The sequence below is a fragment of the Priestia sp. JSM ZJ58 genome, assembly GCF_044383985.1.
Lineage (GTDB): Bacteria > Bacillota > Bacilli > Bacillales > Bacillaceae_H > Priestia > Priestia zanthoxyli.
On sequence record NZ_JBISEM010000001.1, the window covers coordinates 2,892,651 to 2,917,452 of the forward strand.

Below are 24,802 nucleotides of genomic sequence, written 5' to 3' on the forward strand. Positions count from 1 at the left end.
AAAGTTGGATGTAAATTAAACGATGAAAGATGAGGTGAAAACCTGGACAACATCCAAAGTTCTCGTCACTAGATGACATATCGCCAGGTTACTGTTATGCACAATGCAATTCAACACATTACAAGTTTTCATGTATACGCAGCCATTATTATATTTATCATTACATATTTTTTGATTATGACCGAGAAGATCAATCGCGCTTCAGCAGCTCTTTTAGGTGCTATATTAATGATTTTGTTAGGTATTGTCGATTTTAATAATGCTATTACCGAACACATTCAGTGGGAAACAATTGTCCTTCTTATGGGTATGATGATTTTAGTCGGCATCACAAACAAAACAGGCGTGTTTCAATACGCAGCCATCAAGTCTGCTAAAATTGCTAAAGGTGATCCGGTTCGAATTCTAGTTATTTTATCGATTTTAACAGGCGTCGGATCAGCTTTTTTAGACAATGTGACAACCGTGTTATTAATTGTTCCCGTTACATTTTCGATTACTACTATCTTAAACATTAATCCTTTTCCGTTTCTTATATCAGAAGTGCTGTTTTCAAATATTGGAGGAACGGCAACTTTAATAGGCGACCCGCCTAATATCATGATTGGGGCAGCGAACCCTCACCTTGATTTTAATGCTTTTTTATTAAATTTAACTCCTGCAGTACTGATTATCGGTGTTGTTACACTGGGGATTCTTGTTCTTATCTATCGTAAAAAGTTAAAAGTAGAAGATAGTAAAAAGCAAGAGCTAATGAGTTTAAATGAAAAAGATTATATTCAAGATTCTGTTTTAATGAAAAAATCGTTAACTGTATTAGTATTAACGATTCTAGGTTTTACCCTGCATTCTGTTTTGCACATTGATGCGGCTATGGTAGCCATTACAGGTGCTGCTGTACTACTGGTAATTGGATTAAGAACTCATGATGAAGTAGAAAGCGCATTTGATTCTGTTGAATGGACAACCATTATTTTCTTTGCAGGTTTGTTTGTTCTTGTCGGAGGCTTAATCGATGTAGGCATTATTAAAAAGCTGGCTGCTGGCGCGTTGAACGTTACAGACGGCAATATCGCACTGTCAGCTTATCTCATTTTGTGGATTAGTGGCATTGCCTCAGCTGTTATTGATAACATTCCTTTTGTTGCTACAATGATTCCACTTATTCAAGATATGGCTCATGGAATGGGAATGAGCCCTGATTCTGCTCAAATCAATGTACTATGGTGGTCATTGGCTCTAGGAGCATGTTTGGGAGGAAACGGTACGTTAATTGGAGCATCTGCCAACGTCATTGTAGCTGGCATGGCTGTAAAAAAAGGACATAAATTTTCGTTTATGGATTTTTTGAAAATTGGAGCTCCAATTATGCTTGTATCTCTTTTGATTTCAACGTTATATATCTTTCTTCGCTACCTTTTATTCCTGTAAAGAAAGAGCAATTAAAATTTACATGAACAGTAAAAAGACTTCTCAGCTGAGAAGTCTTTTTTGCTCTAGATATATGCGTTCAAGCAGCCCAGATGAAGTTGATAATAAAAGCGGCGCTAATGATGTACATAATCCAGTGGATTTCTTTCGCCTTGCCGGCTAACAATTTAACGAACGTATAAGATAAAAACCCTAGCGCTAAGCCTTCGCCGATACTAAATGTTAACGGCATCAAAATAATGGTGCAAAAAGCAGGTACAGCATCTGTTATTTCGTCGAGAGGAATGTTTTTAATTTCTGTTAACATGAGAGCTCCAACCATAATTAAAATAGGTGCTGTAGCAAAAGCAGGAATAATGCTGATCAATGGAGTGAACAAAATACTGACTAAAAACAGCATGGCAACAACCAGTGCTTTAAGACCCGTTTTGCCTCCTTCTGCAATTCCCGCAGCGTTTTCTACATACGCGTTCATTGCGGTAGATCCCATAGCAGCACTGGCTACAGTCGCAAGAGAATCTGCCATAAGCGCTTTATCTAACCCTTTAATTTCTCCTTTTTCATCCATTAGTCCAGCTTTTTTAGATAATCCAATCATCGATCCTAAATTATCAAATAGCTCCACAAGCGTAAATGAAAAAATAATAGAGAAAAGACCGTAATGGAGAGCAGATTTAATATCCATTTGTAAAAAAGTTTCTGACATGCTTGGCATTGAAAACGACACAACGCTGCTGATGCTTTTAGGTGCTTCTACTATGCCCAGCGCCATCCCTGCAATTGATACTAGTAAAATACTAATCAAAGCAGCTCCTTTAATTTTTCGAGCAGTTAATACAGTTACCGCGATAAAACCTAATAAAGCAAGTAATGGGCCCGGTTTTGTCAGTTGTCCAAGCGCTACTAAATTTTCTTTGTTGCTTACAATAATTCCAGCTTGCTTAAAACCGATAAAAGCAATAAATAGACCGATTCCAACGGAAATAGCACTTTTTAAAATAGCGGGTATCCCTTCAATAATCTTCTTGCGTAAGCCTGTTATGGTTAAAATAAAAAATACAACCCCTGAAATAAATACGGCTCCTAAACCTGTTTGCCACGTTAACCCTTCACCCAATACCACTGTATACGTAAAAAAAGCGTTTAGTCCCATTCCTGGTGCAACTGCAATAGGCATGTTCGCCCACAGTGCAAACAAAAGAGTTGCAAAAACAGTGGCAAAAATTGTTGCCGCAATTGCCGCTTCTTTTGGAATGCCTGCATCTGCTAAAATCGTCGGATTAACAAAGATAATATAGCTCATTGTCACAAAAGTCGTAATTCCCGCAAGAATTTCTGTTTTTACATCTGTTTTACGTTCTGTTAAATGAAACAGCTTATCTACCCATGAAGGATTAGGTGCTGATTTTTTTGTTAGTTCCATATGCTGAGTTTCCATTTTTTCATTCATCGCCACTTGCTTTTCACTCCTTTAATGATCGATTGGATTTTTTTAACTAGTTTTTACAGCCGCTTTATCAACAAGTGTATATTCAGTCATTTCCCCACTCCTTTTTTATGAAAATATGTATAAAAAGAGCCGTGAAAACAGAAGGAAACCCTTCTATCTTCACGGCTCTTTGCTTCTGTAAACAGAAGATAAGCATCCGTCTTTTACGTTTTTTGCAAAACAAACGATTTCATCGAACGTTTTGCCATTTATATAGAGAAGTTATTTAAAGCAAATAACCGTACAAGAATTCTCAGTAGCAGGATCATAATCTCTAAATAAAGAAGTGACCTGGATATCGAATAATAGCTCCACTTTTTGCTTTAGCATTTTTTTATATTTAGTCGACAAAGCCGCATCAAGAGACATCACTAATTCTTTATATTCTTCACTGAGGGCGTCTAGCGCTGGCATTCTTTTTGATTGAGCTAGTATAAGAATTTTATTATCAATAATATCTATTTTTTGAGTATTCACGCCTACATTAAAAATTTCTTGGCTAATTTGAGTATACAAAGTAGCTATCTTCTTTTTAGAGATCGGCTCCATATGCTTCACCTTTTTCATTGTTAAAAATGTAGTTTTATTATGTTGTTTTCACTTGATTAGCGTCTTTTGACCAGCTGCCGATAAATTCAGGCTCATTATAGTCAAAGAAATTGGTTAAATTCTCATGGCGGTTATCAATAAAAAGCTGATTGGCGACTTCTGATACGAGCTTCGGTATCGCATATTTCAGCCCTGAAAGAGCGGAAGCAGAAATTCCACAGCTAATTAAAGCAGAATAATTAAAAGCAAAAAGGCCATATACCATTTTTTGACCTTCCCCATTGCGATTTGAAAAAGCAAAGCCATTACTAAGGTAAGGGTGGGCATCCAATACTGGATTGGCAATTTCATGCGGTGCTTTGTAATGATCGCTCCAGCGGGCGATGTGTTTTTCAACAAGACGTAATTCTGGACGAAGAGCCGGATCTGTTAGAAGGCCTGTGCTAATAATTAAATAGTCAAATGTAAAGACTCCCTGAGGAGTTGTTACAACTGCTTTGTCCTGTTTTCCCTCGACATCGAGCCACGGTGCATGTACGTGCAAATGAAAACCTGGCCATGAGGAAGCGCGTCCAAATGTATCATTCGTAGGCGGCTGATTGTATTCGAAAAAATGAGCCATTACTTCATATTTTTCAGCATCTGACAGAGCATGAAAACGCTCAATCATTCCTGAAGCTTCCATTTGTCTGATTGGATTAATACGCGGAAGTTCTTTTCGTCGAACAAATACATGAGCTTCAGCAACTCCTTCGGAAAGCGCATAGTTGGCGTTATCAAACGCCGAAGCTCCTCCTCCTAAAACAGCTACTTTTTTGTTCTTTAACGTAGTAAAATCAATCGTTTGTGAAGTATGAGAATAAAGATGAGGCGGCAATTTTTCAGAAATCATAGGCGGGACATGCCACTCTCCTCCTCCTTGAATTCCTGTAGCTAGTATAACTTTACGTGCCATCAGTGTAGGACATGCAGCTCCATTTCCTTCAATATGCAAGCGATGAATACCTGTTTCCGTCGGCTCAATTAACGTTAATTTTATTTCATTTGCCACAGGAAGGTTAAGAATACTCCGGTACCAGCGTAAATAATTCATCCAGTCTCCTTTTGGAATTTTGTCAAGAGCTTCCCAGCCCTCTGAGCCAAATTGTGCTTCCCACCACGCTTGAAACGTAAGCGAAGGCATACCTAAATCGATAGATGTTAAGTTTTTGGGCGTTCTCAGCGTAATCATTCGTGCATACGTTTCCCACGGACCTTCTAAACCCGAACGGTTTTCATCAATAACAAGAATATTTGACACGCGTTCTCGCAGCAAGCCAAAAGCCGTTCCTAAACCGCTTTGACCTCCTCCAATAATGATTACATCGTATACGTGTCCACTTTTAGGGATAATTGGCTGTACTTCTGTTGGTTTCCTGAAAGAAAGGTAAGAAAGATCGGTTTCTACTCTTTTATTTAAAGCTTCTAAGCTCATCGTTATCTCTCCTTTCAATAAAGTTTCTCCGTGATAAAAAAGTTTATTTTATACCTAACATAAAATGATAGGTTTTATAACATCATTTGATTTATATTTATATTATCACTTTTGGAATATGATTGTATCTCCATTCTCTCTAAAGTTTTTTTTGCAAATTGTATAAAATCACTAATATAATTTTTTATATCTTATGTATGAAAGCATATTTACATTGTTTAAAAGGAAAAAACCATTACAAAGCTTAGTGAAGAAAGCTTTTCTGACATCAACTTTAAGGAAAACATGTGCGAGTTTGTGACAGTTATTTGTTAATTACGCTCTACTACTTGACTATCGTATTCATCAAATCTATAGTCATAATTAGTAACTCAACAAAGGGAGTCAACGTATGAGAAATTTATTTAAAATAACAGCTATATTTACAACGATTGTTATGTTTATTTTAATGATTGCCGGCAGTCTGGTCACAACCACAGGATCTGGATTAGGGTGCGGAAACGAGTGGCCATTGTGTAACGGGCAGTTAATACCCGAATACGCAGTAGCAACAATGATTGAATATACGCATCGTTTGATTACCGCATTTGCAGGTCTTCTTGTTTTAGCATTTTCTATTTGGGCTTGGATTCGTTATCGCAGAAACCGTGAAGTGAAAATTTTAGCGATCATGAGTATTGCATTTATCGTTATCGAGTCGTTGCTCGGGGCTTCTGCCGTTATCTGGCCTCAGTCAGCTGAGGCGCTAGCCCTGCATTTCGGTCTTTCGCTTATTGCGTTTACCGGTGTATTTTTACTTTCAATATTTGTTATTCAAAAGGACCGTTCGGATCATTTTATTAAAGGAGCCGTTACAGGCAAATTTAGATGGCTCGCATGGTTTACGCTTATATTTACCTACTGCGATATTTATTTAGGTGCATATGTGCGTCACAAAGGTGCAAGCTTAGCGTGTACAAGCTTTCCGGCTTGTTATGGCAACACTCTTATTCCAAAGCTATCAGGAACAACAGGCATTCACTTTGCTCACCGATTTGCTGCTCTTGTGCTGTTTGTTCTTATCATTTGGATTATGGTATCTGCTATCAAACAGTATAAAGAAACTCGCCGTGATATTTACTACGCGTCCATCATTGCAGTTGCTTTAACCTTTGCTCAAATATTTAGCGGTATCTTTGTTGTCATGTCTCGTTTAAATGTCTTTGCTACACTGTCTCACTCGGCATTTATTACAGCATTATTCGCTACGCTTAGCTACATTTGTGTACAAACTTTAAAAGGTAAAAGACGATAAAACAAAAAAACACGTGCAGTTCATAACTGCACGTGTTTTTTGTTTTAAGCTAGTTCTATTCCGCCTGTAATTCCGTAAACTTGAGCTGTTACGTAGCTTGCATCCGTTGAAGCTAAAAATACGTATACATTTGCTAACTCTACCGGCTGACCAGCACGCTGCAAAGGTGTATCTTGTCCAAAGCTTGGAATAGCGTCGCTTGGCTGCCCTCCAGAAATTTGAAGCGGCGTCCAGATAGGTCCTGGAGCAACGGAGTTAACGCGAATACCTTTTGGAGCTAATTGCTTGGCTAGTCCGCGAGTGAATCCGTTAATGGCAAACTTTGTAGCTGCATAATCTAATAAATTAGGACTTGGGCTATAGCCTTGTACAGAACTTGTGGTAATAATAGAAGCACCTGCCGGTAAATAAGGCAGCGCTGCTTTTACGATCCAATATAAAGAGAATACATTTACTTCAAAGGTTTTGCGCAGCTGATCCGTTTCTAAATCAGCAAGATCTTCTACTGCCTGCTGTTTACCTGCTACGAGCGCTAAAACGTCTAATCCATCTAATTCTTTATAAGCTTTTTCTACTAGCTCCTTGCAAAAAGATTCTTCGCCTACATCACCAGGTATGAGTACTGCTTTTTTGCCTTCTGCCTCAATAAGCTTTTTTACTTCTTCTGCATCAGTTTGCTCTTGTGGCAAGTAATTAAGCGCAACGTCCGCTCCTTCTCTTGCATAAGCGATAGCTGCTGCTCGGCCAATACCTGAATCCCCACCTGTTACAAGAGCTTTTCTGCCTTTTAATTTACCTGCACCTATGTAACTGTTCTCCCCGCAGTCTGGGATGACGTTCATGTCTTTTTGTACACCAGGCGGTTCTTGATACTGCTTTGGATAGTCTTCATGGAAATATTGAGTTAATGGATTATTTAACTTTGACATATTCGTCACTCCTTTATAAATCAACCTTAACCAACTAAGGAAAAGTTTTCTATATGCTTGTTCTTCCCCTCTTCTTCTTTCATAAACATGTTTGATGTGCTCTACTATCCTCACCTTTCTTTCTGCTATTCCCTTTCAATCAACAGCTAGAAACAGCTGGATACATGAAAACTACATTCACCATCACAATAAAAAAATCCGAACGAGTCACGTTCTCTCTTGAGAACCTTGACTCCTTGTTCGGATCTTCTTTTAACTAAAATACGTTTCCCCCCACTCTTTAAATAAATGAAATGGTGAGAGCTTTGTATTTTGCTGTACACAACAAGTTTTATTTCTCGTCTGTGCCTGCTACTCTGTTAGTTCTACTTGTAAAGGCTTTGATTCCTCTTCAGCTTCTTTAGGCGTGCGAACGATTAACACATCACATTTGGCATAGCGTAAAATATGCTGAGATACACTTCCGATTAAGATACGCTCTACCGCGTTTAACCCGGTTGCACCGCATACAATTAAATCAACGTGCTTATCGGGAGCAATTTTTTTAGATATTTTTGTTTTAGGAGAACCGTGTTCAATTAAGGTCTCGACTTTCGTTACTCCAGCCTTAATGGCTAGGTTACTATAGTTGGTTAAAAGTTCTTCAGCAAATTTCTCTGCATCTTGAAAGCGTGTATCCGTATAAAATGCATAAGGTGATGGACTTAACGCCTGTATATCGATAACGTGACAAATTATCAAATGAGCGTTATTTTTTTTCGCACTGTTAACTGCTTTTTTGAATGCCCACTCCGCTTCTACAGAACCGTCTACTGCTACGAGGATGTTACGATAAGCCATATTCATCATAATCTCTCCTTTAACATTCGTTTATAAAGAACTTTCTTTGCTACACTTTTATTGTACTTCTTGCGCAAGCGAAAGTATGTGATTTTTATCACAAGTTATAGAAATTAATAAAAAATGGAGCCGCGCACATCGTACACGGCTCCATTTTTATTGAACTTGAGAGTTAAAAGTCATTATCCAAATAGATCCTGCTACAATCGTAATAACAAAAACGATTCCAAGTATTAAAGCCATCACATTATAACGAGGCTTCTCTCCGTCTTTAATATGCATAAAGAAAAACAATTGAACGAAAAATTGAAGCACGGCCATTCCTAGAATGCTAGCTAGTAATATATTTTTAGCAAGTACGTGGTTTAATACCAGCAGCAGAGGAATAACGGTTAAAATAATTGAGAAAATAAATCCGGTTGTATAAGCTTTTAACGACCCATGGTTCTCCATCTACATCACCCCCATTAAATACACAACCGTATAAAGGAAGATCCAGACAGCATCAAGAAAATGCCAGTATAAGCTGATAATCGTCACTTTTCGTTTTGTTACAGAGGTAATTCCGTATCGTTTTAACTGGATTGTAATTGAAATCATCCAAATGATTCCAACCGAAACGTGCAGCCCGTGTGTACTAACTAGTGTATAGAAAGCCGTAAAAAATGCGCTTGTGGAAATGGTTGCTCCTTCGTGAACCATTGTTTGAAATTCATGAATTTCAAGGCCAACAAAGCATACACCTAAAAGCAGAGTTACGATTAGCCAGCCAATTAAAGACTTTATTTTTCCTTTGTGCATGCTTAATACAGCTAATCCGCTCGTAAAGCTGCTCGTTAATAAGATAAACGTTTCAGAAACAAATCCTGGGACTTCAAAAAATTCCTTTCCCGTAAGGCCTCCTGCAGTATGATTAACAAGAACAGCATACGTAGCAAATAATGCTCCAAATAAGATGCAGTCCGTTACGAGGAAAAGCCAAAAACCCATAACTTTGATTTCTTCATCATGTTCATGATGATGTTCTTCGTGGTGCGCTGTCGCATATGCCATGTTACCCGACCCTCCCTACTGAATTTTCTGTATGTCGAATTTCATCAACGGGAATATAATAATCCGAGTTGTATTGAAAAGAACGAGCTAGTAAACAAGCTCCGACTCCTGTCAAACCGAATATCGCCATCCATACCCAGTGGAACGTTAAGCCAAAACCAGCAATGAACCAAAAAACTGACATAATAAACGGGATACCTGAATTCTTTGGCATATGAATTGGAGAAAAAGCCGCTGCTTCCTTCGCTTTTTTCTTTTTTCTTTCTTCTTTTATCGTCCACCACGCATCTTGCCCGGTTACTGTTGGAATCACTGCAAAATTGTAGTGCGGCGGAGGTGAAGGAATGGACCATTCTAATGTGCGGCCATTCCAAGGATCTCCTGTTACATCTCGTTCTCCGTACTTAATGCCATGAAGAATCTGCCATGCTTGAAAGATAAACCCTATTCCCATAAAGAAGGCTCCCACTGTAGAGATAACGTTCAGCGGTCCCCATCCCATGTCAAAATCGTACGTATAAATACGGCGCGTCATTCCCATAAACCCTAGTGCATATTGAGGCATGAAGCATACATAAAAACCAATATTCCACGTCCAAAATGCCCATTTGCCAAGACGGTCATTTAACTTAAAGCCAAACATTTTTGGCCACCAATAGTACAAACCTGCAAAAAAACCGAATACAACGCCTCCGATTAACACTTGGTGAAAGTGTGCAACTAAAAAGTAGCTATTATGATACTGATAGTCTGCGGGAGCTGCTGAAAGCATAACACCCGTTGCTCCTCCCACAACAAAGCACGGGATAAAAGCAATTGTCCATAGCATCGGCTGGGTCATTTGAATACGGCCGCGGAACATTGTAAATAACCAGTTGAACACTTTAACACCCGTTGGAATTCCGATAGCCATCGTCGTAATAGCAAAAAACACATTTACATTAGCACCTGCACCCATCGTAAAGAAATGATGCACCCATGTGAAATACGATAGAACGCTAATAATCATCATTGAAAAAACCATAGATTTATAGCCAAATATCTTCTTTTGAGAAAACGTTGCAACGATTTCAGAAAAAATGCCAAATGCAGGAAGTACAACGATATACACTTCAGGATGTCCCCACATCCAAATTAAGTTAATGTACATCATCGGATTTCCACCGCCGGTCATGGTAAACAAGTGTCCGTCAAAGAAGCGGTCGATAAACAATAAAGCAAGCGTTACGGTTAATACAGGAAATGCGAAAATGATAATAATACAGCTTGCTAGAACAGACCACGTGAATAGCGGCATATGCATAAGTTTCATGCCAGGCGCACGCATTTTTAAAATGGTCATAATAAAATTAATTCCAGAAGCCAAGCTGCCAATACCTGATATTTGAATGCCCCAAATATAAAAATCTTGACCTGGTCCAGGACTGAACTGCATGCCAGAAAGCGGCGGATAACTCAACCACCCTGCATCTGGCGATCCTCCGGTTACAAACGACAAATTGAAAAGCATGGCGCCAAAGAAAAATAGCCAAAAGCTTACCGCGTTTAAAAAAGGATAGGCGACATCTCTTGCTCCAATTTGAAGCGGCACAACGATATTAAAGAAAGCAAACATAAGCGGCATTGCCATAAATAGAATCATAATGGTTCCGTGCGTAGTGAAAATTTCATTGTAATGATTAGAATCTAGAAAATGCCACTGGGGAAATGCTAGCTGCATACGCATTAATAATGCATCTACTCCGCCTCGAAACAGCATTAACAATGAAGAAAGCATATACATGATTCCAATTTTTTTATGATCCACCGTTGTGAGCCACTCACGCCATAGCCACTTCCACTTTTTAAGATACGTAAGAACAAAAATAATACCGGCTAGTGTTAACAATATGGCGACATCGGCTCCGTAAATCATTGGCTCCCCTGTCACAAAAAAATGAGATGAAAAATCTTTTAATTTGTCTAACAACTTAGTTTCCCCCTTCCTGGTGCTCATGCTGTGTATGTGCTTGTTCTTCAGAAGCCACATTCATAGTCTTCATGTCTTCATTTTTCATATGGTGATGCTGACTATAATATTGACCACCGTTTTTAATAACAATTTCTTGAAACAAACCTTTAGGAATGGTAGAGTACGATTTTTCCAAGGAAAGACCTTGTTTGGCAAGATTGTTATAATCAGCTTTTGTTAAAGCTGGTGATGTTTCTTTCACTTGCTTTACCCACTGATTAAATTCTTTTGTCGATGTAGATTTAACTTTAAAGTTCATATGAGCGAACCCTTCACCCGTAAAATTAGCACCCGAACCAAAATATTCTCCCTTGTGATTAGCTTGTAGCCAAAGCCCCATGGCCATTCCCGGCATTGTATATAATTGTCCTCCTAGCTGGGGTACCCAAAAGGAATTCATAGGTGCATCTGACGTTAGCACGAATTGAACGGGCACATTCTTTGGAATTTCGACATAGTTGACTGTCGCAATATCTTGATCCGGATATTGGAATAACCATTTCCAATCAAGAGACGTTACTTCAATCGTTAGCGGCTTTACATCTTTTTTCGGCGGATCTACTAATTCATAAGTCGTCTTGGCCGTAGCGAAACCTAAAATGCCAATAATAATAATGGGGATGCCCCACCAAATAAATTCAAGACGCTTGCTATCGTCCCAATCTGGTCGATACGGAGCCTTGTTTCCAGGCTTATCACGGTAGCGTAAAACGATATACACAAGCAGACCTAAAACAGGAATAACGACAATTGCGCATAAAATTATGGAAAAAATAATTAACTGGTATTCTTTTTGAGCTACCGCCCCCTGTGGATTTAAAATCAAATAACGACTATCACAGCCTGCTAAAAAAATTGTGATGAATACGGAGAGAATGATTAACTTGACAATATGCATTGATTTTTGCTTTCTCACCTAAGTTCAGGCTCCCTTCCTCTAAATCTCTGTACATAATAATGGTATATAAACGTTCATATTAGAGATGCATCTCAACAGATTAAAAGGCTAAAAACCTCCTAACATATTGAAGTTTGTCATGACATATTGCTTACTCCTAAAAAATTATCATGTTGTATGTTTAAAAGGTGTGATATTTCTCACACTTGAAGCGATTTTTATTTAGTTTAAATGGCTTTACCATAATTTCGTCACATATTTGGTTAAATGTGGTGTGAAATATCTTTCTCCTAGCGCGTAGATTCTGATAAAAGTAAAAAAGCTCTTCCAGTTCTTATTAACTGGAAGAGCTTTTTGGGAGTAATGAAGTATGGAGCTTTATTTCTTACTAGTTTGTTTGCTTTACTTGCTGAAACATCCAATCAATCATTTTTTGTTAAGAGAGTCACGACTTCCTTATATTCCTCTAGCTCTTTGGTCTGTGCGAGAGTATTGATTTTCTCTAGCGATAAAAGAGAGCTCTGAATGATAAACGTGCGAGGCTCCTTATCATTTTGCAGTAATTCACGTTAACGAACTATCAGCTATTGCCTTCTCTTCCTTAATACATCTTCTATAAAATAATGATAGAAATAATTAATAAGAGCAGTGGCAATCGAGATCACAAAAAGTTGAAAACGCGTCATGTTGACCATTTTGTATACCTTTAATTTTTCTGCCAAACTGGTCAAGGGATAAGCAAATAGATAGTCAAATAGGATGTTAATTAACAAATATTTTTTGAAATTCCCATAGGTCAGCTTGAATACCCAAAAATTAGCTATAAAAAACGGTCCAAATATAAAAGAAACGTCGCTTGAAAGTTTAGGGAAAAGAGGTTTCCTCACTTTCCACCATGTAAAGCTTTTAGATAACTCACTGATAAAAGCAATAACTAATGAACTAAATGTCAAAACAGGTAGGTATCTTTTAAAGACAAATTTATCAACTTTTATTATAGACAGCCAAGGCAATAAAAGTACTGCCAAAAGCGTTAACTTTCCTTTCATTATGTACCCAACTCCTGCCGTTACGAAAATGTAAGCTAAACCATATTCTCTTTAGTTTGTGTAATAGGCTCTTTTTTATGTGTTTATTACACTGCGTTCGTTCTTTTATTCGTCTTTTATTACAAGATTTTTTGCTTTCAGGAAATTATTGATTCTCATATTCTGCATGTGCATGGAGAAAATACGGAGGTGAATGTTTAATTAAAAGGAGGAATTAAAAATGACTACAGTACGTGAAGTTATGACTAAAGATGTGAAAGCTTGTGCACCGCACGACCCAGTAACAGCTGCAGCAAAATTAATGCGTGATATTAATTGTGGCTCTGTGCCAGTGTGTCAAGAAAATCGAGTAATGGGAATGATCACAGACCGTGATATCGTGTTAAACTGCGTGGCGGATGGAAAAGATTGCAACACTGTGCATTGCCATGATTGTATGACTAAAGATGTGATTACTTGTTCTCCAGATACGGATATTCATGAATGTGCACGTATGATGGCCGATCATCAAATTCGCCGCATTATTGTAGTGGAGAATAATAATATGGTTGGAATCTGTGCAATCGGTGACCTTGCGACCGTGAACGTATATGTTGATGAAGCCGGTGCAGCATTGAGCGAAATTTCTAATCAAGTTCATTAAAACTTTTTAGCATATAAATCCTTAATGTTTGTACAAAATAACCCTGTCTGCAAGGAGGTGCTAATATGCCAAATTTAAACGATAACAAATTTAAAAAGATTCAGTCTGAGAGTCAAAAGCAAGGAAAGTCTCAAGAAGAATATGCGGCTGAGCTTGACGCTAATCGTGCAAAAAGCCAAAAGAAAAAGTAAGAATAAAAAAGGATTACAATCGGCAGAGGCTCGGTTGTAATCCTTTTTTTAGTGAAATCCTAATCTGTTTCTTTCTTTCTTTTCTCTTCTTCCTCTTCCACTAATGTGCGGCGCAAAATTTTTCCTACCGTGGACTTAGGCAGCTTATTTTTAAACTCAATCAAGCGAGGGACCTTGTACTTAGCTAACCTTAAATTGCACCATTCTTCTAATTCCTGTTCTGTAGCAGATGCATCAGTTTTTAAAACAATCGCAGCTTTAACGGTTTCCCCTCGATAAAAATCTGGTACTCCAAACACACATACTTCTTTTACAGCTGGATGCTGATAAATAATATCTTCTATCTCCACTGGATAAACGTTATATCCACTAGCAATAATCATATCTTTTTTTCTTCCTACAATATAGAAATAACCGTCTTCATCCATAGTAGCAATATCTCCTGTATATAGCCAGTCATGTCGTATTACCGCTTCTGTTTCATTCTCTTTCCTCCAGTAACCTTTCATTACTTGGGGGCCTTTAATAATTAACTCTCCCGCTTCACCAGGCATCAATTCTGTAATGCCTTTTTCAATATCTACAATTTTAGCATCTGTATTTGGGTAGGGAAGACCAATACTTCCTTGTTTTCTTTTTCCTACAACTGGATTTCTATGAGTGGTCGGTGACGTTTCCGTCATACCATACCCTTCGAAAATGGGTAGATTAAACTTTTGGTCAAATCTTTGAAGGATCTCTATAGGGAGAGACGCTGAACCACTACTGCAATATTTAAAGCATGATAAATCCTCAGCTGTTAAATCTGGATGGTTAAGTAGCGCTACATACATAGTTGGTACACCTGGAAAAATGGTTGGTCGGTGCTTTCGAATTAAATTTATGACTTCATTTATCTCAAACCTTTCTACAGCAATGTACGTTGAAGCAGAAAAGATAGAACAATTCATACGAGCCATGCCATATACATGAAATAACGGCGCTAAACCTAGCATTCGTTCAGGTGATTCTTGATGTGGAAGAACGTTTAATGTACAGGAAAGATCTTGATAGACATTGGAGAACAAGTTAGAATGAGTCAGCATGACTCCTTTAGACTTACCTGTTGTTCCTCCTGTATATTGCAAAACCGCTAAGTCTTCCTTGGGTTCAATTTTAAGCTTTGGAAGTTCTTTCTCTCCTTTTTTAATCAAAAAATAAAGGTTATCTTCTTCATTTTGCTTGTTGTTAGTTGAAATAAAATTGAGTGGAGTCTTCAAGTTTATTTGATCTATTTTTGTCCTTTGGTCTTCACGACTAATAAACCATACGGCTTCAGAATCCTGTAAAATATAATCTAGTTCATCCGTTTGATACATGGGGTTTACCTGTACAATAATTCCTCCTAAGCGTTGAACTGCATAGTAGGAGATAATATATTCCGTACAATTTGGTAACATTACAGCGACTCGATCTCCTTTACAAAATCCTTTTTGATGTAAAGCTGATGCAAGACGCTCACAGGCTGTCTTTAATTCAACATAAGTTAGCTCCTTTTCTCTTTCTATCACCGCTACTCGTAACGGGTAACGATGAGCTGAATGCTCCAACAAGTCATATAGCGTTAATGAAGGAATTTCAATTTCCTGAGGCAGAGATTCAGGGTACTTCCTATTCCCAATCCAGTTCACTATTCTCACCCCTTAACTATTTTAATTCATTAACTTTGCTCCACCTGTTTCCCATTCTTTCCACAGTGGCTTTTGCCTCATTTACTACTCCTAAAATGATTTCTTGTACCGTTTTTATCTCTTGAATTCTGGCCACAGATTGACCGCATGAAAAGATTCCTGCATCGATATCTCCTTCGTTATATACCCGCACAGCCTTTTTCCCTGAAATTAGTGGCAACAGTTCTTCTAGTGAAGCCCCTCTACTTTCAGCATCCATCACTTGTAAAGCCATCGCATTTCGAGCGACTCTTGAAGTTGAACCAATTGTTTTTTGAATTAATGCCGTATCTCCTTCTGAAGCTTGTACCATCCACTTTTTCACGTTGTCGTGGACTAGTGCCTCTTGAGAAGCTAGGAATCGTGTGCCCATAACAATACCTTCTGCTCCGAGAGCTAGCATGGCAGCCAATCCCCGTCCATCCGCAATTCCACCACCGGCAAGAACGGGGATAGTTAGTGCATCAACTGTTTGAGGGACTAAAACTATATTTCCCACATCTTCCATTCCAGGGTGACCTCCCGCTTCAAATCCCACTACAGTTACAGCGTCACATCCTACTCGTTCAGCCGTTTTTGCATATTTCACTCCGGCAACTTTATGAATAACGACTACGTTATTGTCTTTTAATACTTTCATATATGGCTCAGGGCTTCTGCCAGAGGTCTCTACAATACGTATACCTTCTTCTAGTAATACATCTATATAGGCTTCGTTTGGCATCCGCTTCACACTTGGAAATAAGTTAATATTAATGCCAATTGGCTTATCCGTTAATTCTCTTACTTTTCGGATTTCGTGCCGCAGCTCTTTTGCTGTTTCAAAAGTGGCCGATGTAATAATACCGAGCCCGCCAGCTTCTGAAACAGCAGCAGCTAAAGGAGCTCGTCCAATTCTAAATAAACCTCCGCAAATAACCGGATATTGAATATTTAGCAACTCTGTAATACGGGTTTTCATCTTTTACCCTCCTTTTTATAGCCATTTATATTAGGTATATTCAACGTCTTTATGAGAAAATAATTAGTTGATTAAAATGGCGTCGCCTCATAAGACTATGCCATCCTTAGTCGCGAAGGTTTGTCTTGTGCAATAATCGATTGTTTTAGGTTATGAATATTTTATATTTGAATTTTCAGATAAATCATCGTGATCTAAAGCTTTCTTTTTTGCTCCAGATGGTTTGACAAAAAACGCAAATAGTATCCCAAAAACCAAAACGAGAATTGCCATTGAGATAATTGATAAGTTGTAACCTGCAATTTTGTTTGCTCCAGCTAGCCCAACGATATAACCAGTTAAAATGGGAGCGATAATTCCTGCGATATTACCTGAAGAAGTTAAAATACTTGTCATTAATGCACCGCGTTCAGGCCACTCATTAATCATAATAGTTGGTCCAATTGGCAAAATAGCGTAGGTTAAACCTTTGGCTAGACACATAGCGATAACCACCCATAGCGGATTTTGAAAGACTGTAATAGACGCTAATAGTAAAGCTCCTGCTATCATAGCTCCCGCTACTACAAATATCCTTGATATCTGCCAGCTTTCGTTTTTCTTAAACAAATAATCAGACAGCATCGAAACTCCTGTATAAATGAGCACAGAAACAATTCCAATAATCGCGACGCTATACCCCATTTCGCCAGGAGACATTTTTATTGCTTCTACTAGATAAATAGGTAACCAAACTGAAAACCAAACAACTAAAATATATGTTGAAAAATAGGCTAGCGTTGTAAATAAAGCTGAAGGAGACCCAAGGAGTTTTAAAAAATCTTTTACATTTATTTTTTCTAGCTGTGCTTTCTTTTGCACTTTTTGATACCTTTTCACTGGACTCTCTTTGGTAAAGAATTGAAACAAGAAAAACCACACAATACTCGCTAGTCCAAGACAAGCAAAAGCAGCCTTCCATCCTAATAGAGTAATTAGAGAAACAAGAAGCGGTGCGGCAATCATAGCTCCTACAGTTCCGCCAGCAACTACGATAGAATTAGCAAATCCTCTTTGCTTTGGTGGAAACCATTTATCTGCATGGTTATAGGCAACTGGACTAAATGGGCCTTCAAATGCCCCTAATAAAATTCGGTAAATAACTAGTAGTGGTAAAGCAGCAATAGCTAAGACACCAAATTGTAAAAAAGCCCATGTTAACATTAAAAAGCCAAGGACTTTTTTAGCTCCAATCCGATCGGCCCATGCTGCTCCGAAAATACCTGTTATGGGGTAAAGCCAGTAATAACTACTCCCTACAAGCCCCCACTCGGCATAAGATAAGTTCATTTCTTTCATGATAGGAACAGCTGCAAGCCCTATAATTGATTTATCTGCAAAGTTAATAACTGCGCCGAAAAATAGCATTAGAAGAACAAACCATCGCATATGAATCCCTCTTTTCTTCATTTTTATTTTTGAACTTTCAGCTAAAACGTTTATCAAATGGTTCAGTGGTACATTTTTTTCTTTTTTTGAAAAAGGATTTGCAGTATTCCTTCAGCTTGCCATAAATAAATGCAAGTTTTATGCCATTCCAAAAGCCTTAATCTCCCCACTCTTATAAGAGAAATATTTATAAAAAATTTAGTAATGCATTAAGTATGTGACCCGTTCCTTTATCTATTGAAACAAGCCGGTGATTCAAAGAAAAATCATAATTCATATTTAAATCAAACGTTCTTTTATAAATCTTATAAAAAAACGATTGGTATTAACAACTCACCAATCATTTGCTCTTACACTACTATTATTAAAATTTTGGCCCTCCGGCTACGTATAAGATTTGACCGTTGACAAAGGAGGATTCTTTTAATGAAAAAAAGAGTGCCGTATTTGCAATATCTTCGGGTTTTCCAGTACGTTGCATGGGAATTTCCTTTTTCTTTTCTTCGATTAACTCTTCAAATTTAAGGCCTAGTCGTTCTGCGGTAGCTTTAGTCATATCAGTTTCAATGAATCCAGGGGCAATTGCATTGACAGTAATACCAAATTTGCCAAGCTCTATTGCCAAAGTTTTAGTAAACCCCTGTATGCCAGCTTTGGCAGTTGCATAATTAGCTTGTCCCTTGTTTCCTAACGCAGACACTGAAGAAATATTTATAATCCTCCCAAATTGCTGCTGGACCATATATTTTTGAGCAGTTTGGCTACAAAAATAGGTTCCTTTTAAATGAACATTCATAATAAGATCCCAATCATCTTCAGTCATTTTATGAAAAGAATTATCTCTCGTTAATCCTGCATTATTAACAAGGATGTCAATGCTCCCTAATGTACGGACTATTTCTTCCATACTGCTCTCTACTTGCTCTCGTTTCGTTACATCACAGACCAAACCTGTTACGTCCAGTCCTTCCATTTGAAATTCCTCTATCGTTTGATAGAGTTCCTGTTCATTAAGATCTACAATACAAACTTTTGCTCCTTCACGAGAAAACGTCTTGGCGATTGCCTTGCCAATTCCTTTACTTCCCCCAGTGATATACGCTACGTTCTCTTTTAATTGACCCACTGTTATTCTCCTCTTTTCATTTATCTCGAATCAGCTTGAAAGTACCAATCCCTTTTGCAAGAATATTTCCTTGACCATCCTTAATTTCTCCTTCAGTAAAAGCAAGTTTATATCCTTCCTGCAGCACTTTAGCTTCCGCAAAGATTTCTCCTTGAGATATGCTCGAAAGGTAATGAACAGTTAAATTTGTTGTCACTACCTTTGCTTTTGTTACAGATCGAGTAACCATGCCAAGGATATAATCGAGCATTGTCGCATGAACACCGCCATGAAGGGTTCCATTTATATTAAGTAAATGTTCTTTAATATCTAACTTTATATTCACATTTCCTTCTTCAAATCTAACAATCTCAAACCCTATATGCATAAAGAACGGGTTCTCTTCAAATTTTTCGCGGATATCCTCTACTGTAATTGGCAACTCACGCTTCCTCCTTTCTTATTTTCCTTGATACTCAGGTTTCCGTTTTTCTAGAAACGCTGTTGTTCCTTCTCTTTTATCTTCTGATGAAAAGAGAATAGCTTGAGCAAGCTTTTCAATCATTAACCCCGTTTTCATGTCCACGTCGGACCCTAAATTTACAGCAATCTTAGCTAACTTCACAGCTAACGGGCCTTTTGACAGAATTTGATTGGCGACTTCTTCTACTTTTGCTTCAAGTTCTTCCGGCTTAGCAACTTCTGATACAAGGCCGATTCGAAGGGCCTCATCGGCATCAACCATTTTCCCCATTAAAATTAGCTCCAGTGCTTTTCCTTTCCCTACAATTCTGACTAGGCGCTGGGTTCCTCCAGCACTTGGAATAATTGATAAATTTAGTTCTGGTAAACCAAGCTTGGCACTTGTAGAAGCGACTCGTATATCACAGGACATGGCTAATTCACAGCCTCCTCCCAAAGCATAACCATTAATCATAGCAATAGTTGGCTTCTCAAAACCTTCTATAAGATTGTACACATGCTGCATACCGCTTTGGCTTAACGCATCAAGCACTGTTTTTTCACGCAGCTGACCAATATCAGCTCCCGCTGCAAACGATTTATCTCCTTGCCCCGTAAAAACTAAACAAGCTACCGTTTCATCTTTCTTTATTTCTTCTAAGGCTTCTGTTATTTCTTCTAACGTTTCTTTTGTCAATGCATTTCTCTGCTCAGGACGATTAATTACGATATAAGCAAGCTGTCCTTTTTTCAGCACGTCTATATTTGCAAATGTAATCATATTTACGATACCTCCACTATTGATGATTTTATCGTTCAAGTATTAAAGCAATGCCTTGCCCTCCACCGATGCAGGCTGCTACGAGTGCGCGTTTTGCATCCCGTCTTTTCATTTCATACACCAGTTTTGTAATTAACATAGCCCCAGTTGCTGCAATAGGGTGACCATGAGCAATTGCTCCTCCATTTACATTTACTTTTTTCATATTCATAGATAGCTCTCGATTACAAGCAAGTACCTGAGCAGCAAACGCCTCATTAAATTCAATTAAATCGAAATCTTCAAGAGACAAGCCTGCTTTTTGAAGCACTTTTTGAACAGCTGGCACTGGCCCAATCCCCATCATATTTGGATCTACTCCTACAACGGCCCACTCTTTTACTTTCGCTAATACTTCTATGCCCTCTTCGTTTGCACGATTTTCGGACATAAGTACAACTGCTGACGCTCCATCATTAACACCAGAGGAGTTTCCTGCCGTTACACTTCCTTCTTTTTTAAAGGCGGGAGAAAGTTTTGATAAATCTTCTATGGTCGTACTCGGACGAACGTGTTCGTCATGATTAAATAAATAAGATTCTCCTTTTCTATTCGTAATATTAATAGGTACAATTTGTTCTTTAAAGTATCCGCTGTTTATCGCGTTGGTCATTTTTTGCTGACTTTCTAAAGCAAATAAATCTTGTTCTTCTCTCGTTACTTCGTACTTTTCAGCCAAGTTTTCCGCAGTAATCCCCATAGAAGGATCTCCAATATGATTCGGAGAAAGTTTTCGCTTTATAAATTGAGGTGGCATTCGATCGTAAGGTCTGCTTTGTGGTGCAAGTAAGTATGGTGAACGTGACATACTTTCTGTTCCACCCGCAAGAAAGATCTCTCCATTTCCTGCTCGAATTTGATCAGCGGCAAGACCTATACTGTTAATTCCTGAACCGCATTGACGATCAATGGTCATACCAGGAATTGCTAGAGGCAAACCGGCTTCGAGTAACGTTAACCTTGCCATATTTCCTCCTCCAGCCAGACAATTTCCAAAGATGACATCATCAATATCTGTTGATTGAATACAAGCACGTTCGATTGCTTCTTTCATGACAGCAGCGCCGTAAACGGAGGGATCTATATTAGCAAGAGTTCCTCCTTGTTTTGCAATGGCGGTTCGAACCGCTGATACGATAACAGGCTGTTTCATAAAATCCTCTCCTTATTAACATTTAAAGAATGGTTTCAATCATGATTGCCATACCTTGTCCTCCACCTACACAAAGAGTAGCAATTCCATATCTCTCCTGTCTCCGGATCATCTCATGAAGTAAAGTGGTTACTATACGAGCGCCTGTTGCTCCAACAGGATGACCAAGAGCAATTGCCCCTCCGTTGACGTTCACTTTATTTACGTCTAAATTAAGCTCTCGAATAACAGCTAAAGCTTGAGAAGCAAATGCTTCATTCAGCTCAAAAAGCCCAATGTCTTCTACTTTTTTTCCAGTCCTTTGTAATAATTTTTTTACAGCTGGAACAGGACCAATTCCCATAACTTCTGGAGAAACTCCAGCTGCCGCCCAATCGACAATTCTTACTAGAGGTTTAAGCTCTAAGCGCTCAGCTTCTCTTCTTTTCATTAAAACTAATGCAGAAGCTCCGTCATTTCGTCCACAAGTATTACCAGCTGTAACAGTTCCGTTTTCTTTAAAAGCAGGCTTTAAATTCGATATCTGTTCAATTGTCGTTTGAGGGCGAGGGTGTTCGTCTCGATCAACTGTAACAGTGGCTTTTCTTTGTTGGATCTTAACTGGAATGATTTCATCTTTAAATGCCCCATTTTTTATAGCTTTGGCAGCTTTTTGTTGACTTTCTACTGCAAAACCATCCTGATCTTCTTTTGAAATATGGTACCTTTCAGCTACATTTTCCGCTGTAACTCCCATACCTAGATGCTGACCATATATCTCCTGAGGCTGCTGACCATTTTCTGTATTTGAATCTACTAAAGTAGATCTGTCTCCTCCAAAACGTGTATTTCTTAAATAAAGAGGTGCACGACTCATACTTTCTGTTCCGCCTGCCACCACAACTGTTGCTTGATTTGAGTGTAGCTGCTGAACAGCTGAGGCGATTGCCTGCATACCTGATGCACATAATCGATTGATGGTAAAAGCTGGTGCAGTATCGGGTATCCCTGCTCTTAGAGCCGCTACTCTGGCAACATTCGATGCTTCTGTTGATTGTCTTACTTCTCCGAAAATAACTTCACTCACTTGTTCCGCCGCGATATTAGCCCTTTTTACAGACTCTTCGATAACAAGACTTGCTAGATGACCGGAGCTGACTTCTTTCAAAGCACCTCCATAACGCCCAATAGGTGTTCTGGTAGCGCTTACAATAACGATTTCTTCTTGCATTTTTTCTCCTCCTTTACTAACCGTTAACTATATTCTTTTTTTAATTGTCCAGCTATAATATTTTTCTGAATCTCAGATGTTCCTTCATATATTCTGGTGATTCTAGCATCTCGGAAAAAGCGTTCAATTGGATAGTCAGCAATATAGCCAATGCCTCCATGAACTTGTACAGCTTTATCTGCAACGCGATTGTATGCTTCTGAACCAAATAGTTTTAGCATAGCCGCTTCTTTGATTACTTTCATTCCTTCATCAACCATCCATGCTACGCGGTATGTAAATGATCGTAACGACTCAACGTCTACAGCCATTTCAGCAAGCATATGTGATACGGCTTGATGTTCAATAATTGGAACATCAAATTGAATTCGTTCTTGTGCATACGCTGCACTTAGATCAAGCAGCTTCTGGCAGGAACCAAGATTGCGTGCTGCTAATCCAGCACGTCCATTTGCTAAAATTTTTAGAGCGTTAACGTATCCTTGACCTTCTGCTCCCAATACATTTTCAACGGGTACTTCACAATCTTCTAAAATAATTTCAGCTGAATGTGAGCCTCTAAGCCCCATCTTCCTCTCTACAGCTCCAACATGAAAACCGGGAAAATCTTTTTCTATAATAAAAGATGTAATGCCTTTTGCCCCTTTATCTGGATCTGTTATGGCCATTACTGTAAACACATCAGCTTCTGTAGCATTTGTAATGTAGTGCTTTGTCCCATTTAAAATATATTTGTCTCCTTTTTTCACAGCAGTTGTTTTTAAATTCGTAGCGTTTGAACCAGCACTAGGCTCTGTTAACGCAAACGCCCCAATTTTTTCACCTCGAGCCATAGCGGGCAAATATCTTTGTTTTTGTTCGTCGTTGCCCATTTCTACAATACCTACTGTACCAATTCCTGTATGTGCTCCAATTAACGTTGTATATCCGTTGTGCGTAGCTCCGATCTCCTCGTATAGTGCACACTTTCCAACCATTCCAATTCCAAGCCCTTCGTACTGCTCTGGAATACTTAGTCCAAATAAGCCTAAATCTTTCGACATGTCGATAATTCGCTGCGGAATTTTATCCTCTTGTTCTATCTGCATCGCTACTGCTTCTACTTCTGTTTGTACAAAGTCCCGCACATTTTTTTTCAAAAACTGAATGTCTTCACTTAGACGAAAGTCCATTCTCAACCCTTCTTTCTATTTTCTAATTCGCTACTTTTCATGATCATATTCATAAAATCCTCTTCCAGTTTTCTTACCTAACCTTCCAGCTTTTACATACTTAGTAAGAATAGGACAAGGACGATATGTCTCACCTAGTGTTTTATAGAGATATTCCATATTACGCAGCCTCGTATCTAACCCGACTAAGTCTGCTAGCTCTAAAGGACCCATTGGATGATTTAAACCTAGCTTCATAGCTTTATCAATATCATTAATACTTCCAACACCTTCCATTACCATTTTCATTGCTTCATTTCCTATTAAACAATTCATTCTACTGACTGCGAAGCCTGGGAACTCGTTAATCCTGACACATTCTTTTTTAATTTTCTCTCCAAATTGAAAGCTTTTAGCTACCGTGTCCTCCGATGTTTCTAATCCGCAGATAACTTCAATTAATTTCATTTTGGGAACGGGGTTAAAAAAGTGAAGAGCAATACATTGAGATGGTCTGCTTGTTTGTGCTCCAATTTCTGTTGGACTCATTGTAGAAGTATTTGTCGCCAGAATAGCATGCTTAGGAGCAAATTTATCAAGTTGTTTAAAGATCTTAATCTTTAATTCCATAATTTCAAGAACAGCTTCAATTACTAAATCTGCTTGCTCAGTTGCTTCTTCGAGACTTGTAGTATATAAAATATTTTCAGAATAAGCGTTTGCCTGTTCAACAGTTAGGAGCTCTTTTTCTGAAGCTTTTTGAAATTGTCCAGCTATATATTCTTTACAGGTCTTTAGCATATGAGGATCAATATCATGTACAGCAATTGAAAGTCCGGCTGCCGCACACGTGTAAGCAATCCCTCGTCCCATCGTTCCAGCGCCAATGACACTTACGTGTTGAACCATTGATATCCTCCTTTCTTTGTCTTAAGACAGTTCTTTTTCGTGA

The 24,802-nt window shown here is 38.4% G+C and carries 24 protein-coding genes; 4 read left to right on the forward strand and 20 right to left on the reverse strand.

The genetic code is table 11. From position 1 onward, the window contains the following. The first annotated feature begins 96 nt into the window (after positions 1-96). Complete coding sequence (locus ACH6EI_RS15220; protein WP_013082773.1) at positions 97-1,431, forward strand: ArsB/NhaD family transporter; 1,335 nt, start codon at positions 97-99, stop codon at positions 1,429-1,431. A gap of 79 nt (positions 1,432-1,510) precedes the next feature. Here the strand turns inward: ACH6EI_RS15220 and ACH6EI_RS15225 are convergent, their stop codons facing one another. The 3 genes from ACH6EI_RS15225 to ACH6EI_RS15235 form a co-directional block, all read right to left on the reverse strand. Further along, a complete protein-coding gene (locus tag ACH6EI_RS15225) occupies positions 1,511-2,887 on the reverse strand; it encodes an NCS2 family permease (RefSeq protein WP_049164121.1) in 1,377 nt (458 codons plus the stop codon). Positions 2,888-3,142: 255 nt separating this feature from the next. Next, complete coding sequence (locus ACH6EI_RS15230; protein ID WP_014460548.1) at positions 3,143-3,469, reverse strand: Na-translocating system protein MpsC family protein; 327 nt, start codon at positions 3,467-3,469, stop codon at positions 3,143-3,145. Between the two features lie 37 nt (positions 3,470-3,506). Beyond that, a complete protein-coding gene (locus ACH6EI_RS15235) occupies positions 3,507-4,943 on the reverse strand; it encodes an NAD(P)-binding domain-containing protein (RefSeq protein ID WP_108674618.1) in 1,437 nt (478 codons plus the stop codon). A gap of 391 nt (positions 4,944-5,334) precedes the next feature. Between ACH6EI_RS15235 and ACH6EI_RS15240 the strand changes: the two genes are divergently transcribed. Then, positions 5,335-6,237 carry a COX15/CtaA family protein gene (locus ACH6EI_RS15240; RefSeq protein WP_014460550.1) on the forward strand — a complete coding sequence of 301 codons (903 nt, stop codon included), beginning with the start codon at positions 5,335-5,337 and terminating at the stop codon, positions 6,235-6,237. A 44-nt stretch (positions 6,238-6,281) separates the two neighbouring features. On the opposite strand, the gene ACH6EI_RS15245 is transcribed toward ACH6EI_RS15240, so the two are convergent. The 7 genes from ACH6EI_RS15245 to ACH6EI_RS15275 all read right to left on the reverse strand — a co-directional run bounded on the left by ACH6EI_RS15245 (position 6,282) and on the right by ACH6EI_RS15275 (position 13,017). Further along, a complete protein-coding gene (locus ACH6EI_RS15245; protein WP_108674617.1) occupies positions 6,282-7,166 on the reverse strand; it encodes an SDR family oxidoreductase in 885 nt (294 codons plus the stop codon). A 351-nt stretch (positions 7,167-7,517) separates the two neighbouring features. After that, positions 7,518-8,012: a universal stress protein gene (locus ACH6EI_RS15250; RefSeq protein WP_026106550.1), complete on the reverse strand. Its 495-nt coding sequence runs from the start codon at positions 8,010-8,012 to the stop codon at positions 7,518-7,520. Between the two features lie 150 nt (positions 8,013-8,162). Further along, the gene (gene cyoD, locus ACH6EI_RS15255; protein WP_033578712.1) at positions 8,163-8,459 is read right to left on the reverse strand and encodes a cytochrome o ubiquinol oxidase subunit IV; all 297 of its coding nucleotides are present in this window, start codon (positions 8,457-8,459) and stop codon (positions 8,163-8,165) included. After that, positions 8,460-9,059, reverse strand: a complete 600-nt coding sequence (gene cyoC, locus ACH6EI_RS15260) for a cytochrome o ubiquinol oxidase subunit III (RefSeq protein ID WP_108674616.1) — start codon at positions 9,057-9,059, stop codon at positions 8,460-8,462. 1 nt (position 9,060) lies between these two features. After that, positions 9,061-11,028, reverse strand: coding sequence for a cytochrome aa3 quinol oxidase subunit I (qoxB, locus tag ACH6EI_RS15265; RefSeq protein ID WP_108674615.1), 1,968 nt, complete (start codon positions 11,026-11,028; stop codon positions 9,061-9,063). A gap of 1 nt (position 11,029) precedes the next feature. Further along, the gene (locus tag ACH6EI_RS15270) at positions 11,030-11,968 is read right to left on the reverse strand and encodes a cytochrome ubiquinol oxidase subunit II (protein WP_108674866.1); all 939 of its coding nucleotides are present in this window, start codon (positions 11,966-11,968) and stop codon (positions 11,030-11,032) included. Between the two features lie 584 nt (positions 11,969-12,552). Then, positions 12,553-13,017, reverse strand: coding sequence for a hypothetical protein (locus tag ACH6EI_RS15275; protein WP_028413721.1), 465 nt, complete (start codon positions 13,015-13,017; stop codon positions 12,553-12,555). A gap of 220 nt (positions 13,018-13,237) precedes the next feature. Here ACH6EI_RS15275 and ACH6EI_RS15280 point away from each other — a divergent pair, with 220 nt between their 5' ends. Together ACH6EI_RS15280 and ACH6EI_RS15285 are read left to right on the forward strand one after the other, a co-directional pair. Further along, entirely contained in the window at positions 13,238-13,660 is a 423-nt protein-coding gene (locus ACH6EI_RS15280) for a CBS domain-containing protein (protein ID WP_013056563.1), read from the forward strand. Between the two features lie 65 nt (positions 13,661-13,725). Next, positions 13,726-13,851, forward strand: a complete 126-nt coding sequence (locus ACH6EI_RS15285; protein ID WP_013056562.1) for a hypothetical protein — start codon at positions 13,726-13,728, stop codon at positions 13,849-13,851. Positions 13,852-13,910: 59 nt separating this feature from the next. Here ACH6EI_RS15285 and ACH6EI_RS15290 read toward each other — a convergent pair whose 3' ends face one another. From ACH6EI_RS15290 to ACH6EI_RS15335, 10 genes are all read right to left on the reverse strand, one after another. Beyond that, positions 13,911-15,521 (reverse strand): long-chain-fatty-acid--CoA ligase, encoded by a 1,611-nt coding sequence (locus tag ACH6EI_RS15290; protein ID WP_226313287.1) that lies wholly within the window; start codon positions 15,519-15,521, stop codon positions 13,911-13,913. Positions 15,522-15,537: 16 nt separating this feature from the next. After that, positions 15,538-16,521 (reverse strand): NAD(P)H-dependent flavin oxidoreductase, encoded by a 984-nt coding sequence (locus ACH6EI_RS15295; RefSeq protein WP_034264623.1) that lies wholly within the window; start codon positions 16,519-16,521, stop codon positions 15,538-15,540. A 150-nt stretch (positions 16,522-16,671) separates the two neighbouring features. Next, entirely contained in the window at positions 16,672-17,949 is a 1,278-nt protein-coding gene (locus ACH6EI_RS15300; RefSeq protein WP_397377572.1) for an MFS transporter, read from the reverse strand. 364 nt (positions 17,950-18,313) lie between these two features. After that, positions 18,314-19,075, reverse strand: a complete 762-nt coding sequence (gene fabG, locus ACH6EI_RS15305; protein ID WP_108674613.1) for a 3-oxoacyl-ACP reductase FabG — start codon at positions 19,073-19,075, stop codon at positions 18,314-18,316. Between the two features lie 16 nt (positions 19,076-19,091). Beyond that, entirely contained in the window at positions 19,092-19,496 is a 405-nt protein-coding gene (locus ACH6EI_RS15310) for a PaaI family thioesterase (protein ID WP_028413725.1), read from the reverse strand. 18 nt (positions 19,497-19,514) lie between these two features. Next, entirely contained in the window at positions 19,515-20,297 is a 783-nt protein-coding gene (locus ACH6EI_RS15315) for an enoyl-CoA hydratase/isomerase family protein (protein ID WP_051137089.1), read from the reverse strand. Between the two features lie 28 nt (positions 20,298-20,325). Next, a complete protein-coding gene (locus ACH6EI_RS15320; protein ID WP_108674612.1) occupies positions 20,326-21,489 on the reverse strand; it encodes a thiolase family protein in 1,164 nt (387 codons plus the stop codon). A 22-nt stretch (positions 21,490-21,511) separates the two neighbouring features. After that, positions 21,512-22,699 (reverse strand): thiolase family protein, encoded by a 1,188-nt coding sequence (locus ACH6EI_RS15325; RefSeq protein ID WP_108674611.1) that lies wholly within the window; start codon positions 22,697-22,699, stop codon positions 21,512-21,514. A 23-nt stretch (positions 22,700-22,722) separates the two neighbouring features. After that, on the reverse strand, positions 22,723-23,871 hold the full coding sequence (locus ACH6EI_RS15330; RefSeq protein ID WP_028413729.1) for an acyl-CoA dehydrogenase family protein: 1,149 nt from the start codon (positions 23,869-23,871) through the stop codon (positions 22,723-22,725). A gap of 30 nt (positions 23,872-23,901) precedes the next feature. Continuing rightward, a complete protein-coding gene (locus tag ACH6EI_RS15335) occupies positions 23,902-24,759 on the reverse strand; it encodes a 3-hydroxyacyl-CoA dehydrogenase family protein (protein WP_028413730.1) in 858 nt (285 codons plus the stop codon). Positions 24,760-24,802 lie beyond the last annotated feature (43 nt).

Coding starts and splice junctions, on each gene's coding strand:
- ACH6EI_RS15300 (WP_397377572.1), bottom strand. CDS start 17,949: ATGCGATGGTTTGTTCTTCTAATGCTATTTTTCGGCGCAGTTATTAAC.
- ACH6EI_RS15275 (WP_028413721.1), bottom strand. CDS start 13,017: ATGAAAGGAAAGTTAACGCTTTTGGCAGTACTTTTATTGCCTTGGCTG.
- ACH6EI_RS15330 (WP_028413729.1), bottom strand. CDS start 23,871: ATGGACTTTCGTCTAAGTGAAGACATTCAGTTTTTGAAAAAAAATGTG.
- ACH6EI_RS15325 (WP_108674611.1), bottom strand. CDS start 22,699: ATGCAAGAAGAAATCGTTATTGTAAGCGCTACCAGAACACCTATTGGG.
- ACH6EI_RS15285 (WP_013056562.1), top strand. CDS start 13,726: ATGCCAAATTTAAACGATAACAAATTTAAAAAGATTCAGTCTGAGAGT.
- cyoC (WP_108674616.1), bottom strand. CDS start 9,059: ATGGCATATGCGACAGCGCACCACGAAGAACATCATCATGAACATGAT.
- ACH6EI_RS15315 (WP_051137089.1), bottom strand. CDS start 20,297: ATGATTACATTTGCAAATATAGACGTGCTGAAAAAAGGACAGCTTGCT.
- ACH6EI_RS15220 (WP_013082773.1), top strand. CDS start 97: ATGCACAATGCAATTCAACACATTACAAGTTTTCATGTATACGCAGCC.
- ACH6EI_RS15235 (WP_108674618.1), bottom strand. CDS start 4,943: ATGAGCTTAGAAGCTTTAAATAAAAGAGTAGAAACCGATCTTTCTTAC.
- ACH6EI_RS15295 (WP_034264623.1), bottom strand. CDS start 16,521: ATGAAAACCCGTATTACAGAGTTGCTAAATATTCAATATCCGGTTATT.
- ACH6EI_RS15280 (WP_013056563.1), top strand. CDS start 13,238: ATGACTACAGTACGTGAAGTTATGACTAAAGATGTGAAAGCTTGTGCA.
- ACH6EI_RS15230 (WP_014460548.1), bottom strand. CDS start 3,469: ATGGAGCCGATCTCTAAAAAGAAGATAGCTACTTTGTATACTCAAATT.
- ACH6EI_RS15335 (WP_028413730.1), bottom strand. CDS start 24,759: ATGGTTCAACACGTAAGTGTCATTGGCGCTGGAACGATGGGACGAGGG.
- ACH6EI_RS15240 (WP_014460550.1), top strand. CDS start 5,335: ATGAGAAATTTATTTAAAATAACAGCTATATTTACAACGATTGTTATG.
- ACH6EI_RS15320 (WP_108674612.1), bottom strand. CDS start 21,489: ATGAAACAGCCTGTTATCGTATCAGCGGTTCGAACCGCCATTGCAAAA.
- ACH6EI_RS15245 (WP_108674617.1), bottom strand. CDS start 7,166: ATGTCAAAGTTAAATAATCCATTAACTCAATATTTCCATGAAGACTAT.
- ACH6EI_RS15270 (WP_108674866.1), bottom strand. CDS start 11,968: ATGCATATTGTCAAGTTAATCATTCTCTCCGTATTCATCACAATTTTT.
- cyoD (WP_033578712.1), bottom strand. CDS start 8,459: ATGGAGAACCATGGGTCGTTAAAAGCTTATACAACCGGATTTATTTTC.
- ACH6EI_RS15250 (WP_026106550.1), bottom strand. CDS start 8,012: ATGAATATGGCTTATCGTAACATCCTCGTAGCAGTAGACGGTTCTGTA.